The sequence below is a fragment of the Streptococcus sp. Marseille-Q3604 genome (assembly GCF_916619785.1).
Lineage (GTDB): Bacteria > Bacillota > Bacilli > Lactobacillales > Streptococcaceae > Streptococcus.
The window spans coordinates 706,867-723,293 of sequence record NZ_CAKAKM010000001.1 but is presented as its reverse complement, the minus strand read 5'-3'; the positions used below and the strand labels follow the sequence as shown (position 1 = coordinate 723,293).

At 39.2% G+C, this 16,427-nt stretch carries 10 protein-coding genes; 6 read left to right on the top strand and 4 right to left on the bottom strand.

The window, feature by feature from the left end; all coding sequences use genetic code 11:
• The first annotated feature begins 225 nt into the window (after positions 1-225).
• From LG375_RS03155 to LG375_RS03140, 4 genes are all read left to right on the top strand, one after another.
• Positions 226-1,851 (top strand): malolactic enzyme, encoded by a 1,626-nt coding sequence (locus LG375_RS03155; protein WP_064524593.1) that lies wholly within the window; start codon positions 226-228, stop codon positions 1,849-1,851.
• A 77-nt stretch (positions 1,852-1,928) separates the two neighbouring features.
• Complete coding sequence (locus LG375_RS03150; RefSeq protein ID WP_225745269.1) at positions 1,929-2,876, top strand: AEC family transporter; 948 nt, start codon at positions 1,929-1,931, stop codon at positions 2,874-2,876.
• Between the two features lie 14 nt (positions 2,877-2,890).
• Positions 2,891-3,619 carry a hypothetical protein gene (locus tag LG375_RS03145; RefSeq protein ID WP_225745268.1) on the top strand — a complete coding sequence of 243 codons (729 nt, stop codon included), beginning with the start codon at positions 2,891-2,893 and terminating at the stop codon, positions 3,617-3,619.
• 124 nt (positions 3,620-3,743) lie between these two features.
• Positions 3,744-4,754, top strand: a complete 1,011-nt coding sequence (locus tag LG375_RS03140; protein ID WP_225745267.1) for a hypothetical protein — start codon at positions 3,744-3,746, stop codon at positions 4,752-4,754.
• Positions 4,755-4,865: 111 nt separating this feature from the next.
• Here LG375_RS03140 and LG375_RS03135 read toward each other — a convergent pair whose 3' ends face one another.
• The 3 genes from LG375_RS03135 to LG375_RS03125 form a co-directional block, all read right to left on the bottom strand.
• The gene (locus tag LG375_RS03135) at positions 4,866-7,754 is read right to left on the bottom strand and encodes a glucosyl transferase (protein WP_225745266.1); all 2,889 of its coding nucleotides are present in this window, start codon (positions 7,752-7,754) and stop codon (positions 4,866-4,868) included.
• 261 nt (positions 7,755-8,015) lie between these two features.
• Positions 8,016-9,521 (bottom strand): N-acetylmuramoyl-L-alanine amidase family protein, encoded by a 1,506-nt coding sequence (locus LG375_RS03130; RefSeq protein WP_225745265.1) that lies wholly within the window; start codon positions 9,519-9,521, stop codon positions 8,016-8,018.
• A 282-nt stretch (positions 9,522-9,803) separates the two neighbouring features.
• Entirely contained in the window at positions 9,804-12,548 is a 2,745-nt protein-coding gene (locus LG375_RS03125; protein WP_225745264.1) for a KxYKxGKxW signal peptide domain-containing protein, read from the bottom strand.
• A gap of 330 nt (positions 12,549-12,878) precedes the next feature.
• Here LG375_RS03125 and pdxS point away from each other — a divergent pair, with 330 nt between their 5' ends.
• Positions 12,879-13,751 (top strand): pyridoxal 5'-phosphate synthase lyase subunit PdxS, encoded by an 873-nt coding sequence (pdxS, locus tag LG375_RS03120; RefSeq protein ID WP_064525332.1) that lies wholly within the window; start codon positions 12,879-12,881, stop codon positions 13,749-13,751.
• Positions 13,752-14,345: a pyridoxal 5'-phosphate synthase glutaminase subunit PdxT gene (gene pdxT, locus LG375_RS03115; RefSeq protein WP_225745263.1), complete on the top strand. Its 594-nt coding sequence runs from the start codon at positions 13,752-13,754 to the stop codon at positions 14,343-14,345.
• A 260-nt stretch (positions 14,346-14,605) separates the two neighbouring features.
• Here pdxT and LG375_RS03110 read toward each other — a convergent pair whose 3' ends face one another.
• Positions 14,606-15,976, bottom strand: a complete 1,371-nt coding sequence (locus LG375_RS03110) for a hypothetical protein (RefSeq protein ID WP_225745262.1) — start codon at positions 15,974-15,976, stop codon at positions 14,606-14,608.
• Between the last annotated feature and the right edge of the window lie 451 nt (positions 15,977-16,427).

Below are 16,427 nucleotides of genomic sequence, written 5' to 3'. Positions count from 1 at the left end.
TGCTACTATACAGCCTGTAAAACAAATGTGTTATACGGTTAGGCACAGATAAAGTGGTTGTCCATTTGTATCTGGAGGAAAGATGATAACTGGTTGTATAGTTGATTCTGTCATAATTCTTTTTGCCCATTATAACATAAAAGAAATGAGTGGACACTATAAAGTACATTGTTCTTTAAAACAACTATTTAAGTAGTATAATATAAGTAAAAAGGAGGTTGCACTATGACTGCACATGATATTTTAAACAACCCTTTCCTAAATAAAGGTACTGCCTTTACCTTAGAGGAGCGAAAGGAACTAGGCCTTATTGGTTTACTGCCACCGTATGTTCAAACGATTGAAGAGCAAGCGGCACAAACTTATGCACAAATGCAAACAAAAGCCAATGATTTGGGAAAACGTCTTTTCCTAATGGAAATTTTTAATACCAACCGGACTCTTTTCTATTACCTCTTTTCTCAACATTTGGAGGAATTCAATCCAATTGTATACGATCCAACCATTGCAGATACCATTGAAGGCTATAGTGACCTCTTTGTAGATCCACAATATGCGGGATATCTTGATATCAATCATCCTGAAAATATTGAAGCCACTTTGAAAAATGCTGCTGGGGATCGCGAGATTCGACTCATCGTTGTAACAGATGCAGAAGGAATCCTTGGAATCGGTGACTGGGGAACAAATGGTGTCGATATTTCTGTCGGGAAATTGATGGTCTACACGGGTGCTGCTGGAATCGATCCTTCTATGGTCCTTCCTTTAGTTATTGATGCAGGGACTAACCGTGAAGAACTTCGTAACAATCCTAATTACTTAGGAAATCGTCACGAACGGGTTCGCGGAGATCGTTACTACGACTTCATTGACCAATTTGTTCAAACAGCAGAACGTCTTTTTCCTAAACTCTACCTTCACTGGGAAGACTTCGGCCGCTTGAATGCAGCCAATATTCTTGAAAAATACCGGAAACAAATTCCAACTTTTAATGATGATATTCAAGGTACAGGAATCGTTACCTTAGGTGGTATCTTTGGTTCACTGGATATTAGTGGTGAAAAATTAACAGATCAAGTTTATCTCTGCTATGGTGGTGGTACTGCGGGTGCAGGAATTGCCTCTCGTGTTCTTCGTGAAATGGTAAGTGAAGGTCTTTCTGAAGAAGAAGCCTATAAACGTTTCTTTATGGTTGATAAACAAGGTCTTCTCTTTGATGACATGGATGACCTAACTCCTGAACAAAAACCGTTTGCTAAGAAACGTGCTGACTTTAGTAACGCAGACAAATTGACTGACCTGCTTGAAGTAGTGAAGACTGTGAAGCCAACCATTCTTGTAGGAACTTCAACTCAACCTAATACCTTCACCAAAGAAATAGTAGAAGCTATGTGTGAAAACACAGAACGTCCGATGATCTTCCCTTTGTCAAATCCAACCAAACTAGCAGAAGCTAGTGCCAAAGATTTGATTGAATGGTCAGATGGCAAAGCTTTTGTCGCAACAGGAATTCCTGCTGATACAGTTTTTTATAAAGGTGTCGACTATGTGATTGGTCAAGCCAATAATGCCTTGATTTACCCAGGTCTTGGTCTAGGTATGCTGGCTTCTGAAGCAAGTCTTTTGACTGATGAAATGATTGGAGCAGCAGCTCATTCATTGAGTGGTATTGTCAATCCAGGCCAACCAGGAGCTCCTGTCTTGCCACCATTCAAGTATGTAGCAGATGTTTCTATTAAAGTAGCAGAAGCAGTCGCTAAAAAAGCACAAGAGCAAGGTCTTGCGCGTGCTAAGGAAACAGATATGGCCAAAGCAGTTCGTGATTTGAAATGGTATCCAGAGTATAAATAATTCACTGCTGCTGTCTATCCTTCGCTAGCGACAGATTTGTATGGGCTGTGGACTTAAGTAATTTAGAAAGGATACCTATGTCACTCTTTTTAACCTCGATTACGAGTATTATTCCGATTATCGCTATCATTGTTTTGGGGTATATTCTTCAGGTGAAGGGATGGTTTGGAGATGCCTTTGGATCTAACCTATCCCGTTTGATCATGAATGTAGCCTTGCCAGCGTCAATCTTTGTGTCGGTGATGAAATACCTGACACTAGATAAGCTAATCAGTCTTTCTGGAGGTCTCCTTTATACATTTGTGGCCTTTATCTTGGGATATAGCGTAGCTTATATTGCAGTTGTGCTTTTCAAGGTTCGTCCAGGACGGCGAGGAACCATGATTAATACCTTTGTGAATGCCAACACTATTTTTATTGGTTTACCTTTAAACGTTGCTCTTTTTGGGGATCAGGCTCTTCCTTATTTCTTAATTTACTATATCACCAACACGATTTCCACCTGGACATTGGGCGTGTATTTGATGACGAGCGACAGTAAATCGGGTCAAAGCAAGAATACAAGTAAATTTGACTGGAAGAAATTGCTACCAGCTCCGCTTGTAGGTTTTCTTGTGGCTCTGCTATGTTTGATTCTTCGAATCTCTATTCCAGATTTCGCAACGAATACCTTAACCTATGTTGGAAATATTGTTACTCCCCTATCTCTGATTTATATTGGTATCGTTCTTGCAAAGGCAGGCTTGAAAACTATTACTTTTGATAAAGATACAATTATCACTTTAGTTGGACGCTTTATCCTAGCTCCTCTAATCATGCTTCTTGTATTGAAGTTCTTTGCACCAAATATGGCGACAGTAGAATTTAAGACCTTTATGATTCAGTCCGCGACACCAGCTCTAGCTGTTCTTCCGATCCTTGCTAATCAGGGCAAAGGAGATGTAGAATTCTCTACGAATGTGGTGACTCTAAGTACGGTTCTATTTATCGTTGTTATTCCAATATTACAAACTTTGTTAGGATAAGAAGGAAGAGGATTGTGAGAACAATTTTGAATGGCGTGAAAAAATGGCAGAGACTTATCAAACTTGTGCTATTTTTATCTATTGCTAGTCTGGTTATTGTAGAGATAATCAGACTTTTTAAGACCATTTCGTTTGATAAGATTGGAGCAATCTTTGGAGAACTCTCTCCAATAAAAGTCATTATTTTAGCTTTGCTTGGTTTTATGGCTGTTGCACCTATGGTATTCTATGATAAAATCCTAAATAAAGAGCTTAATCAGAAACAAAAATTATCTTACTTACTAGAGACAAGTTGGACTATTAATAGCTTGAATAATATGATTGGCTTCGCCGGTTTGGTGGATGTTGGTTTACGATATTCTTTCTATGGAGATGAGGAACGACCTGAAAAAAGTATGCAGGGAATTTCTCGTGTCATACCTTATTTTATGAGTGGTTTCTCACTGTTTGCACTGTTAAGTTTAGTTTTTATAATTATATTTCCTATTTCAATAGGGGTTAAAAAGTATTGGCCAGCTCTTTTAGGAGCTAGTCTATATCTTCCAATTGTTTTATTGGTTTCAAACAGAAAAAAATGGGCCTATTTTAGTCAACTGAGTGGAAGGACAATTAAATCTTTAGTATTTGCTTCTGGCCTTGATTGGGCTAGCGTATTAAGTTTTTTTCTTTTGGTTGGGTATGCTTTAGGCTATAATTTACCAATTTATGATACAATCCCCCTCAAGGGATTTAGTTCTGTATAAAACGGAGCTAAATCCTTTTTATATAGTAAAATCAATACCATTAGGGATTGATTTGATTTTTATTAAAAATATGAGATAATAGACTCGGACTAAGTTTAAACAGCAATTTTAGAGGGAGACAATTATGTCAAAACGACTATTATCGGATGAGCCGAATACCCCCAAATCCCTTAAGGAACTTTTCTGGGAAAATGCGGAAAAAGCTCGTATGGGGGAATTTTGGAAAGACAAGAAGAGTTACAAAGAGCTTTCAGAAGCTACGGGGATTCCGTCAGGAAGCCTTCGGATGCTTTTCATGAACAAGCCTAAGGGAAATATTCCAAAGATTGTAACTATTACTAACGGTCTGGCCAAGGTGACTGGGAAAAACATTACACTTGGGAAGCTCTTAGCTCGAGATAATCAGCATGAGGGTTTTGAGTTTCCAAGAGATCCTGATCAGGTCACCCAGAACTTGTGGCACAACATTCGCAAGAAGCTGGAAATCACGGAAGATATGACTGAGGGGGAAGTCAGAGAACGCATGACAGCCTTTGTAGTCTCATCTGGTATGGCTCAAACCAACTATAACCTGATCAATCAAACAGGAACGGTATCGCTTGATACTTTGGAAAAATTCTCCAAAAGACTTAGAGTCGAGCCTTATGAATTGTTGGCAACTATAAGACGAAGGGAGATTGTTGATAGGAATGACTTCCCTGTTCCTAAGGAAAATGTTAGCGACTCCCAAATTGATATTGGCAAACTTAATACTTTCATTAAATCACAACCTTACTCGCCCAATGGTCAAGAGGTGGCCTCTGCAGACTTAAGCCCACAGAATATCTATCATTATTATGCCAAGGGAAATGTCGGAGATATGCCCATAAAAACAGCCTATAAGTTTAAAAGACTAGTGGATATTTATGAAGCAGAATATGGTATTCTTGAACCTTCAAGCAGAGTTTTAGATGTCAAGGAATTGGAAAAATTCCTTTATAGTGGCATGATTACCGGCTATGCCATTTCTAAGACAGGGTTGATGAATGCAACCAATGGAAATCTCTATATCAAGGGCAAACGTTCTATCGAATCTATGCAACTGGATCGGGCCTTCGGTCTCTATAAACACCTAAAAAGACTGAAAAAGGACTAATAAATTCTTTACCTAACAAAAAGCCCAAATCAATAGTTTGATTTGGACTTTTTGTTTGTCGTTTATCTGTATGACGAATGAGAATAATTTTAGTCGATTTCCTGACTTATCTTACAATTGATTTGTACGTCCATTTTCATCAAAGTGATAAGTCACACCATTGATGGTACGTGTTTGGTTGGTGACGAGCTCACCAGAGTTTTCATCATAGTAACGAGTTCCCTTGTAGTCTGTAACGAAATTACCCTTCACTTGTTTACCTTCATAATTAAAGTAAAGGTGTTGACCATTGATGACTTGATCAAAGAGAAGGGCCTTACCATCGTTACCAAAGTAGTACCAGTTGCCCTTCCAATTAACGAATTGATTAGTTACAGCAGCACCTGTTTCAGCATCGAAGTAGTAGGCTGGATTGTCATAGGGTGAACGGTTATAGTGTAAGAATTCATAAGGTCTCACCAGCTTTCCTTTAACTTGTTCGCCCATTCGGTATTTTGTTGCGACGGGATTACTGAAATAATAGAGATTGCCGTCTATCTTGGCTAGTCCTAATGCTTTATTTCCTTCGTCATCTAGGTAGTACCAGTCACGTCCAGATTTAACAAAACCTCTTTGTCGTACAGCAGCTCCAGTCTCACTATCATAGTATGGTTCGTAACCGTAAGGTCCGAATTCTCCTCTTAAAACTTCCCCATATCCTGTAATAAAATAATCCTTACCGTCAATTTTTTTATAACCAGAATTTATTTTATTATCATCGTCAAGATAGTATAATTTACCACCAGCCTTTATAAATTGCTTACGAGGGGCTGCGTGACGAGCACCAGAGTCTTTGTCGTAGTAGTAACCTTCTGCGATTGCATCTTTAGCTTGTACTCCATATGAGTCAAAGTAAACGTGTACCCCATCAATGGTTTGTGGGCCTGTTAGGATGTTCCCTTGTGCATCTGCATAGTACCATTTACCATTATTATTGAAGTATTGATTTTTTACAAGAGCGCCAGAGTTATTATCATAGAACTTACTAGGTCTTTCATATGTATTGTGTTTTTTTTCAGAAATCAATTGCCCTCTAGAATCAACAAAGCCTCCCTTGGTCTGCATACCGCTATAAGGATCAAAGTTGACTTGAACCCCGTCGATGGTTTGTTCGCCTTTGAGAATTTTACCTTCAGCATTGACATAGTACCAATTATCGTTAACTTGGACATAACGACTTGTTCCCAAATCTACTTTAGCTCCAGAATCTTTGTCATAATAGTAACCATTATCGCTAAATTCTCCTTTTGCTTGTTTACCACTATAAGAATCAAAGTATACAGAAACATTGTTAATGGTTTGAGAACCTTTAAGTCGTTTACCGTCATTACCTACGTAGTACCAGTCTTTGTCGACTTGGACATAACTATTGGTTACGAGAGCACCAGTGCTTCCATCATAATATTTATCGTTAGTAGCGAAATTTCCTTTGACTTGGGCTCCAGTTTTCTCATCAAAGAAGTATTCAGTGTTATCAATGACTGTTGCTCCTTTAATGGCTTTGCTATCAGCTCCAATAAAGTAGGTCTTGTCCTTAACTGTTACGAAACGATTAGTAACTAAATTTCCAGAGTCTTTATCGTGAAATTGATTTTTATAGTCAAAATCTCCTTTAACCTGTTCACCGCTATATTCAAAATAAACGTGAGTGCCATCAATAGTTTGCTCACCTGTCAAGATCTTTCCCTCGTTACCGACGTAGTACCAATTGTCTCTGACTTGAACATAATGATTGGCACCAAGATCAACACGATTACCGTCCTGATCGTAGAAGTAACCATCATCACCAAAATTGTCGAAAACTTGGCATCCCTCGTATTTATCAAAGTAGACTTGTTTACCATCAATTGTTTGAGGACCAGTTAACCGAATTCCTTGGTCGTTAACATAATAACGTTCATTTCTATGTCTGTAGGGGTTGTAGGCGATGATATATTGGTTAGTAGCTAGAGCACCAGAATCTTTGTCATAATAGCGTTCATTTTTGTCAGTACTATCTTTTACAAAATAGCCCTTAACTTGAACACCTCCTTGGTCGAAGTAAACCTTAACGCCATCGATGGTTTGTGGTCCCTTTAAAATAGCACCATCATTTCCAGCATAGTACCATTCTCCGTTTAATTCGAAATAGCGATTTGTCCCGAAATCCACTTGTTTTCCGTTTTCATCGTAATAACGGCCATCGGAAGCAAATCTACCTTTAACTTGTTCTCCATACTGATTAAAATAATTCCATACCCCATTAATTTCCTTGGGTCCGATTACTTTATTGCCATTTTCATCTAGGTAATATCTGCTACTGTAACTATCAATGAATTTATTAGTAACAAGAGCACCAGAGTCTTTGTCATAATAGTGACCGTCCCAGGCAAATTCCCCTTTAACCTGAACACCGCCTGGATTGAAGTAGACCTTAACGCCATCAATAGTTTGTGGTCCAGTCAGATCTTTACCACTAGCATCTTTGTAATGCCAGTAGCCATACTTATCACTGTAGTATTGACCACCGGTAACATTGGTTTCACTATTGGTATCTGCGGTTGCTGTTACAGTCTCACTGGCAGCTCGGTCTGTAGTTACAGCATCACGTGTTTGGCCTGTGGCTGATTCCGCAGGTGCTTGACTTTCGCTTGCAGTTGTTGAAGCTGTTTCACTGGCAGTTTCAGAACTTGCTGTAGAAGTTGAGGCTTGTTCTGAGACATTTGTGGTGTTTTCTGTGCTAGCCACATTTTCAGTAGTAGCAGGAGCTTCGACAACCTTTGTTTCTACGAGGTCTGCTGTGGTTTCCACATTGGCAGTGGTAGTAGCGTTCACATCAAGGTTTGATGAGTTATCAGCTTTAGCTTCCTCAGCGAAGGCAGGCTTTGCGATGAGGGCAAAACCTGCAAGAGCAGTTGCACATGAGAATGCAATCAGACGTTTTTTGGACTTTTGTCCAGTAAAATTAGAATGTACTTTCATAATTTTTCCTCCATTTCCTAAGTCCTATTATAGCGCTATTTTAGAGACTTTCAAGAAAATATAAGAAATTTAGACAAAAATAAGAAAACGATTACATTGTAAAGTGACTAACAAGGTAAATGTCACAATTTTAGCAGTCATAAGAGTTTAAAAAAAATCCAGAACCTGAGCCCTGGATTAGGAGATTATGAAAAAGAAAAGTTTTAGGATGATTATAGTATATAGAGGAGATCCTAAAGTTTTCTTAAAGTAAGGGCTACCTTAAACTTTAGTCGCATTACCATTTTCATCAAAATGATAAGTTACACCTTTGATAGTACGTGTTTGGTTGGTGACTAGTTCACCAGAGTTTTCATCGTAGTAGTGACCATCTGGTGCAAAAGCGCCTTTGACTTGTCTACCATGATTTGTATCGAAGTAAAGCTTTTGCCCATTAATTTGAACGGCACCGGTAGCTGCTGTTCCATCACCGTAGAAATAGTGCCAAGCTCCTTCCGTAAAGACAAAGCGATTTTTGGCAGCCTTACCAAATTGATCGAAGTAGTAGATTTTACCATCGATGTAATTAATACTGTCTTGCCACATGTCACCTAGTTGGGTGTATTTATAGGCACCTCCTTGACGGAAGTAATATAAGTCACCATTAATTTCATGAAGTCCAAGGACTTTGTTACCCTTGTCATTTAGATAATAGGTCAAGCCTTTAATATCTTTAACAAACCCAGCTTTGGTTACTTTGCGACCATTATCTTTATCGTAATAGTACTCAGGCATATATACGCCATCTCGACCAAAATCACCTTTGGCTTGTACCCCTCGAAAGTTGAAGAAGACATCTTGTCCATCGATATTTTGAGAACCCTTAACTGGTTTACCATCTTTACCTACATAGAACCAATTGCCCATGTATTCAACATAACGATTGGTTAAGAGATCGCCTGAATCAACGTCATAGAATCCGTACAAATCACCGAATGAATCACCATAAGCACCTTTAACTTGTTGGCCGTTCTCACGGAAAAAGACTTTTTGACCGTTGATGGTATGCGCACCAGTGAGTGGACGTCCATTTTCTCCGAGATAATACCAATTTCCCTTGTATTCCAGATAACGGTTAGTTTGAAGTTGACCAGAATGATCGTCAAAATAACGATGCAGGTTACTGTCCCCATTGAGGTCTGGACCTTTAATTTGTTTTCCATCTTCACGGAAAGATACTTTTACACCATCAATGGTTTGGTCGCCAGTAAGGTTTTTACCACTGGCATCTTTATAATACCAGTTACCAAGGCTATCACTATAATATTGACCACCGGTGACATTGGTTTCACTATTGGTATCTGCGGTTGGTGTTGCAGTCTCACCGGCAGCTCGGTCTGTAGTTACGGCTTCACGTGTTTGGCCTGTAGCTGATTCTGCAGGAGTCTGGCTTTCACTTGCAGTTGTTGAAGCTGTTTCACTGGCAGTTTCAGAGCTTGCAGCAGCAGTTGTGGCTTGATCTGAGACATTTGTAGTGCTTTCAGTGCTTGCTACATTTTCAGTAGTAGCAGGAGCTTCAACAACCTTAGTTTCGACGAGGTCTGCTGTAGTTTCCACATTGGTTGTGGTAGCTGCAGTCACATCAAGGTTTGATGCGTTGTCGGCTTTAGCTTCCTCAGCGAAGGCAGGTCTTGCGATAAAGGCAAAACTTGCAAGAGCAGTTGCACATGAGAATGCAAGTAGACGTTTTGTGGACTTTTGTCCAGTAAAATTAGAATGTACTTTCATACTTTTTCCTCCATTTCCTAAGTCCTATTATAGCGCTATTTTAGAGACTTTCAAGGAAATATAAGAAATTTAGACAAAAATAAGAAAACGATTACATTGTAAAGTGACTAACAAGGCAAATATCACAATTTTAGCAGTCTCAAGAGTTAAAAATACAAAAAAATCCAGGACCTATGCCCTGGATTTAGGAGATTATGAAAAAGAAAAGTTTTAGGATGGTTATAGTATATAAAGCAAAGCCTAAAGTTTTCTTAAAGTAGAAGAAATATCTTGTTTTCCATTTTAATTCACTTTTTCAGTTGCTACACCATTTTCATCGATGATATAAGTTTTGCCATCTTTTTCAAGTGTTGCATTGGTTGTGATTGGAGAGCCATACAAGCTTTTCCCTAATGAGGTTGATTTTTCAAAGTGATAGAGTTTACCGTCAATTTCCTTCCAAATTGCTTGGTAAAACTCGATTACCCTAGGATCAAGATAGCAGAGGTAACCTTTATCAGTACGGTAGAATCCTGTTCGAACGATTCCATTTTCGTCTGAAGCGTAACCGTACTGAGTTCCATTACGCAATAATTCTGCGTAAGAACCGAAAAGATAGGTTTTACCGTCTATAGTTGCTGTTCTATTATAGTAGTGTTGCTTTTCGCTTGGATCTAGGTAATAGGTTTTACCGTCAATTTCTTTCCACCCGGATAATAGTTTTCCTTCTGAATCTGCAAGATATAAGATATTAGATAATTTAGCAGAACCATTGATAAGGACTTGACCATCTTGATTGAAGTAATAATAGGCATCATCAATCAAATAGCTTCCATTTTTCAGTTGAAAACCATTTTTGTCGAAGTAAACACGATGTCCATCAAGTGTGTACCAACCAAAAATCTGTGCACCATCTTCGCCAAAATAGAAGGGATCGGTGTTTGAGAAAGTGAGAGAATGGAAAGCATTACGGAGAAGTTCTCCGCTGTCTTTATCGAAATAGTAGTATTTCCCATCTATAAGGATACGCTTACCTTTGATTTGTTTCCCAGTGCCGTCAAAGTAGAGTTGGATACCATCAATGGTCTGCCATCCGGTAGCCACTTGTCCTTTATCCTTAAGGTAGGTCCAGTCACCATCTTTATCTTGAACAAATGTATTTCGAAGTGACGATGTCACACGGCCTTGTTCATCAATAGTATAGGTTACGCCACCAAAATCAATGGTACGGTTAGTCCACAAAGCTCCGCTATCCTTATCGAAGTAGTAAGTATCCCCATCGATGTCAACCAAAGTCCCCTTTGCTTGCTTACCATTTTTATCAAAGTAGAGTTGAACACCATCAATGGTTTGACGACCAGTTAGGAGTTTGCCAGCAGCATCGTAGTAGTACCAATTCCAAAAGTCGTCACGAACAAATTGTTTTTTGGCCGTAAACTCAGTAGCAACTCCCTCATTATCAATCGTATAGGTCTTGTCATCGACTTTTAGAGTAGTATTAGAGAGGATAATAGTAACGAGACCAAGGTTTGGGAAAGGAGTAAGTTCCTTCCCAAACCGATAGAGGTGTCCATCAATTTCTTTCCAAGTTGGATGTTCAACACTATACACCTCAGGTTGGAAGTAGTGAAGTTGGCCGTCTGCACCACGCTTAATCCCTTCTAAAACAACGCCGTTTTCATCTGTTCCAAAGATACCTTTAGGGATACCTCCACCGGAAAATGTCTTTTGCATCCATAAGAACAGTACATTTTTTTGGAGCTCACTTGAAATATAGAGATATTTTTTTCCATCCCGATCAATTATACCAGTAATGATATAGCCATCCTTACCAAAGAGATACTCTTTTCCATCAATGATTTGATTACCCGTTAGGACTTCGCCGTTAGCATTGGTACGGTAGGTAGAAGTATTTGCGAAGTACATTGAAGGAGTCTCAACGATACCATAGTTATCTTTGACTAACTGACCTGAATAATCAAAAAGATATAATTTTCCATTAATTGTGACAGTATCATTTTTAGCCTTAAGTCCATCAGGTTTAAAATAATAACGTTTATTGTCAATTGTATGCCATCCGATAAATGCAGAGCCATCTTCACCTAAGTATTCAGAATAGCCTGTATATTGAGGGTACATTCTATAGCCATTGAAAACTGAAGTGTGAAACCACTGATTCGTTAATAGAGAACCATTATTCTCATCAAATCGATAGTATTTTCCACCAATCTCTCGTTCTTCTCCTTTGACTTGTTTGCCGTCTTTATCAAAATAAAGGATGACACCATCAACATTTTGCCAACCAGTCAATTTTTCACCATTAGCAGTGTAGTAATACCAGTCTTGTTGGTTATCAGATTGGAAATGACCACCAGTCACGACCTGGGTTGGTAGTTGTGTTTTTTCGGTTAGGATGCCATCAGCATCTGCTAGATAAGTTTTACCGTCTACTTCAATGCTTGTATCAGTTACCTTACGACCGTTATCTTTATCGTAGTAGTAATCTTTGCCATCAATGGTTACCTTTTCACCTTTTGCTTGGATACCATTGTCATGGAAGTAGAGGTTGAAGCTGTCGATGGTTTGTGGGCCAGTTAGTTTGTGACCGTCACTGTCTAGATAATACCAGTTACCTTGATCATCTGAGGTGAACCTGCCACCTTGGGAAGGTGTTTCCTGTGAAGTAGTTGCGTTGTCGCTTGTCCCAGATGAGATTTCAACACTCCTATCGGTAGTAGTCGTTTCTGTAGGCTGACTAGCCGCATTAGTAGATACAGTGTCAGTAGAGACTGCTTCACTAGAAGTATTCTCGACAACAGTACTCGTTGGAGCTACTTCGGTTCTTGTAATGAGGATAGCACTTGTCTCAAGATTGCTGTCAGAGACGACATTTTCAGGACTGTTAACAGCAGTCGTTTCTGGTTTGACTTCATCAGCTCCGACCTGTCCTAGTCCAATTAGTGAAGCCCCGATAGCCAAACTTGAGGTAGCGATTGTGATCCAATGTTTCTTAACTTTATGAAGTTTGAAACGAACTTTGTTTTCCATAATTTTCCCCCTTATATGGTGACTTGGTAAATTCATGCTGTGACATATAAAACATCATGAACACCAAAAATTAATTTACGATTATATTTTAATCTTATTTTCTAATAACTTCAATAGAAAACGGATACAAAAATGCCATACTCTTATAAAAAGATGCTTATAGTTGTGATAGTTATAGCCTATAAAAGAGTTTTCCTAATTTATTTATTTTTTCGTCTATAGATATGATTGAAAGGGCAATTGTCCCCATACAGTTTGGGAAATAGAGTCTTTTTTTCAAAAATCATCCTGTGTAAAATAGAGGGCATAAAAACATGAGAGGTGATTGCAATGACAAATCGTTACGACTTAAATAAAAATTTGGCACAGATGCTTAAGGGGGGCGTCATCATGGACGTTCAAAATCCTGAGCAAGCACGTATCGCTGAGGCGGCAGGAGCCGCTGCGGTTATGGCCTTGGAACGCATTCCGGCCGATATCCGTGCAGTGGGTGGTGTGTCACGTATGAGTGATCCTAAGATGATTAAGGAAATTCAGGACGCTGTTAGTATTCCAGTGATGGCTAAGGTGCGTATTGGTCATTTCGTGGAAGCACAGATTTTGCAGGCGATTGAGATTGATTATATCGACGAGAGTGAGGTTTTGACACCGGCCGATGACCTTATTCATGTGGACAAAACCAAATTTGATGTGCCTTTCGTCTGTGGAGCTAAGGACCTTGGTGAGGCTCTTCGCCGTATTTCAGAAGGGGCATCTATGATTCGTACCAAGGGTGAACCTGGTACTGGTGATATTGTTCAGGCTGTTCACCACTTGCGACTCATGAATCAAGAAATTCGCCGCATTCAAAATCTTAGAGAAGATGAACTCTATATTACTGCTAAAGACCTACAGGTGCCAATTGATTTGGTCCGCTATGTCCATGAACATGGCAAGTTGCCGGTTGTCAATTTTGCGGCAGGTGGTGTAGCGACGCCAGCAGATGCTGCCCTTATGATGCAGTTGGGTGCTGAAGGTGTCTTTGTTGGTTCAGGGATTTTCAAGTCAGGTGATCCGAAAAAACGTGCGGAAGCTATCGTCAAAGCAGTGACTAACTATAATCGTCCAGATATTTTGGCGCAAGTGTCAGAAGATTTAGGGGAAGCCATGGTTGGTATTAACAAGGATGAAATTGAAATCTTAATGGCAGAGCGAGGAAAATAGATGACAAAAATCGGAATACTGGCTTTGCAAGGTGCTTTTGCAGAACATGAGCAGGTCTTGAAAGTACTTGGGGTTGAAACGGTTCAAATCAGAAATCGACAGGATTGGGAAGCTCACGCTGATTTAGACGGGCTCATTCTACCAGGGGGAGAGTCGACAGTCATGGGGAAACTCTTGCATGATTTAGACTTGTTTGACTTGATAAAGGCGAAAATTGATGCAGGACTACCTGTATTTGGGACTTGTGCAGGTCTGATTTTGTTGGCCAAAACCATAGTGGGGGACCAAACAAAACATTTGGCAAGTATGGACATCAATGTAGCCAGAAATGCCTATGGACGCCAATTGGGCAGTTTTGTCACAGATGCTGAATTAAAAGGAATAGGCGAGATTCCAATGGTCTTTATTCGTGGGCCAATTATTGAAGCTGTTGGACCAGAAGTGGAGATTCTAGCACAAGTCAATGGGGCTATCGTGGCAGCTAGAGAAAAGCAGATGATAGTGACATCTTTTCATCCAGAATTAACGGGTGACGAAAGGGTACATGCTTATTTCCTAGATATGATTAATCAGGCAAAAGAAGAAAAGCTTTGATTCAAATTTCATAAATTCATTTACTTCTCGTTCACGCAAAAAAATCCAGGACCCGAGCCCTGGATTTAGGAGATTATGAAAAAGAAAAGTTTTAGGATGGTTATAGTATATAAAGCAAAGCCTAAAGTTTTCTTAAAGTGGGTGAAAATAATTATCTGTGGAGATAAAAAAGGAAGTTGACAGTTGGTCGACTTCCTTTTTAACGATTACTAAATCAAAGTAATTATGCGATATCAATAGTTGTTATTTGAATTATATTCTTATACTTCACCAGGTCCCATCAAATGTCCATTACCATCAGCATCGAACTTGAAGGCACCAGTGTTTGTTCTAACAATGGTATTTTCAGCGCATGCTCCATTCTTAGCGTCGTAATAGTGGACAGTGCCGTCATCGTCAAATTTGAATTCACCTCTAAGTTGTCTACCATTTTGGTCGAAGTAAACATGGATGCCGTTTAAGGTTTGAGGTCCTGTCAGTTTATCCCCTTTAGCATCAACATAGTAGTAGAAATCTTCACGATCTAAATCTTTACTTTCTCTTGGGTACTGTCCATCCTGACCTACGATATCATTTCCAGGAATGGTAATAGTGAAGTGGAAGATGCGGTCACCATCGAGATTTCGGTAATTCCAATTGTAGACGTGGACAAAGCTATTAGTGACGAGAGCACCAGAGTCCTTATCATAGTAGTGTCCGTCAGGTGCAAAACGTCCTTTAACTTGTGCCCCATTAGGGAAGAAGTACATGTTTGTACCACCAAGATTTTGAGGACCTTTAAGTGGCCGTCCGTCGGCATCAAGGTAGTACCAATCAGTAGTATAAATGTTTTGACCGTTGATATCATCACGACCAATATAAGTTAAGAGTTCTTTAAAGGCCTTGGTTACAAGAGCACCAGAATCTTTGTCATAGTATCGGCCATCCTCTGCAAAACCACCTTTGATTTGAATACCGTCTTGGCTAAAGTAAACAGGAACATTATCCACATAGTTCAGCCCGACAAGATTTTTGCCATTTGCATCCTTGTAATACCAGTTACCATTATCATCACTATAATAATGTCCACCAGAAATATGAGGTGCATTTTCAAGTGTTACAGAAGGTGTGACTGACTTTTCATTTTCATCGATTGGGGCAGGTTGTTCACTGTTTTTTGTAGGTGTTTTTGTTTCTTCGACAGGAATAGGTTCATTGACTTTTTCTACCGAAGTTTTTGTAGTAGAGGCTTCTGAAGTTGCCGTTTTAATAGATATAGCTTTATTGGCCTCATTATCTTGATTGCTAATTTCTTGTTCAGAAGTGATTTCTACTGGTGATTCGCTTGCCAATTCAGATGATGCGACTTCACTGCTAGGAGCTTCACTAAGAACCGTACTTGTACTAGTAGGTAGCTCAGTATTAGTTGAGATAGGATTTGTAGTAGGTGCTTTGATCTCAACATTAGTTACTACAGTTTCTTGTTCGGGTGCAATAATTTCAGTTGATTGACCTGTAGCTTCGGGTATTTTTACTTCATCCGCAAATGTAGGGCGTGCGACTAAAGTAAAAGTAGCTAGAGCAGTTGCACAGGAAAGTGCTACGACCTGTTTCTTTGACATTTGCCAATGATAATTCATTTCAGTATTCATAATAGACTCCCTTCAAAAATGAACACCGATGTTTAGGTGTGTAACATAAAGGAGCTAGGCCGTCAGAAGAATGTTAAAAGTGAGAAAATCTGTTAAAACGACTGAGCCCCATATCTAAATCTCCCATGTTAAAGCCATAAGAAGATTTTATAGGCGAGCACGTCAAATGTGTGGCAAGTAGAATATGCTTATGCTGTGTAATTTATATCTAGAAACAAGTGATTTTACTTATTTATCCTAATACTTTTATTTCTCTCCTTTCGTTTAATTATTGAATCCAACCTATGGCATGTGTCTTCAAATACAAAAAACTAGAGCTCTTAGTTTGAAGCATTCTCTCTAAAGCTCTAGTTTTATATTATAGACTGATGTGTGTATGAAAAGAGCCTTAGATTATCATGCCAAAGTGCCTAAGGACCAGTTTTCATGCATAAAAAATTATTTTGACGTT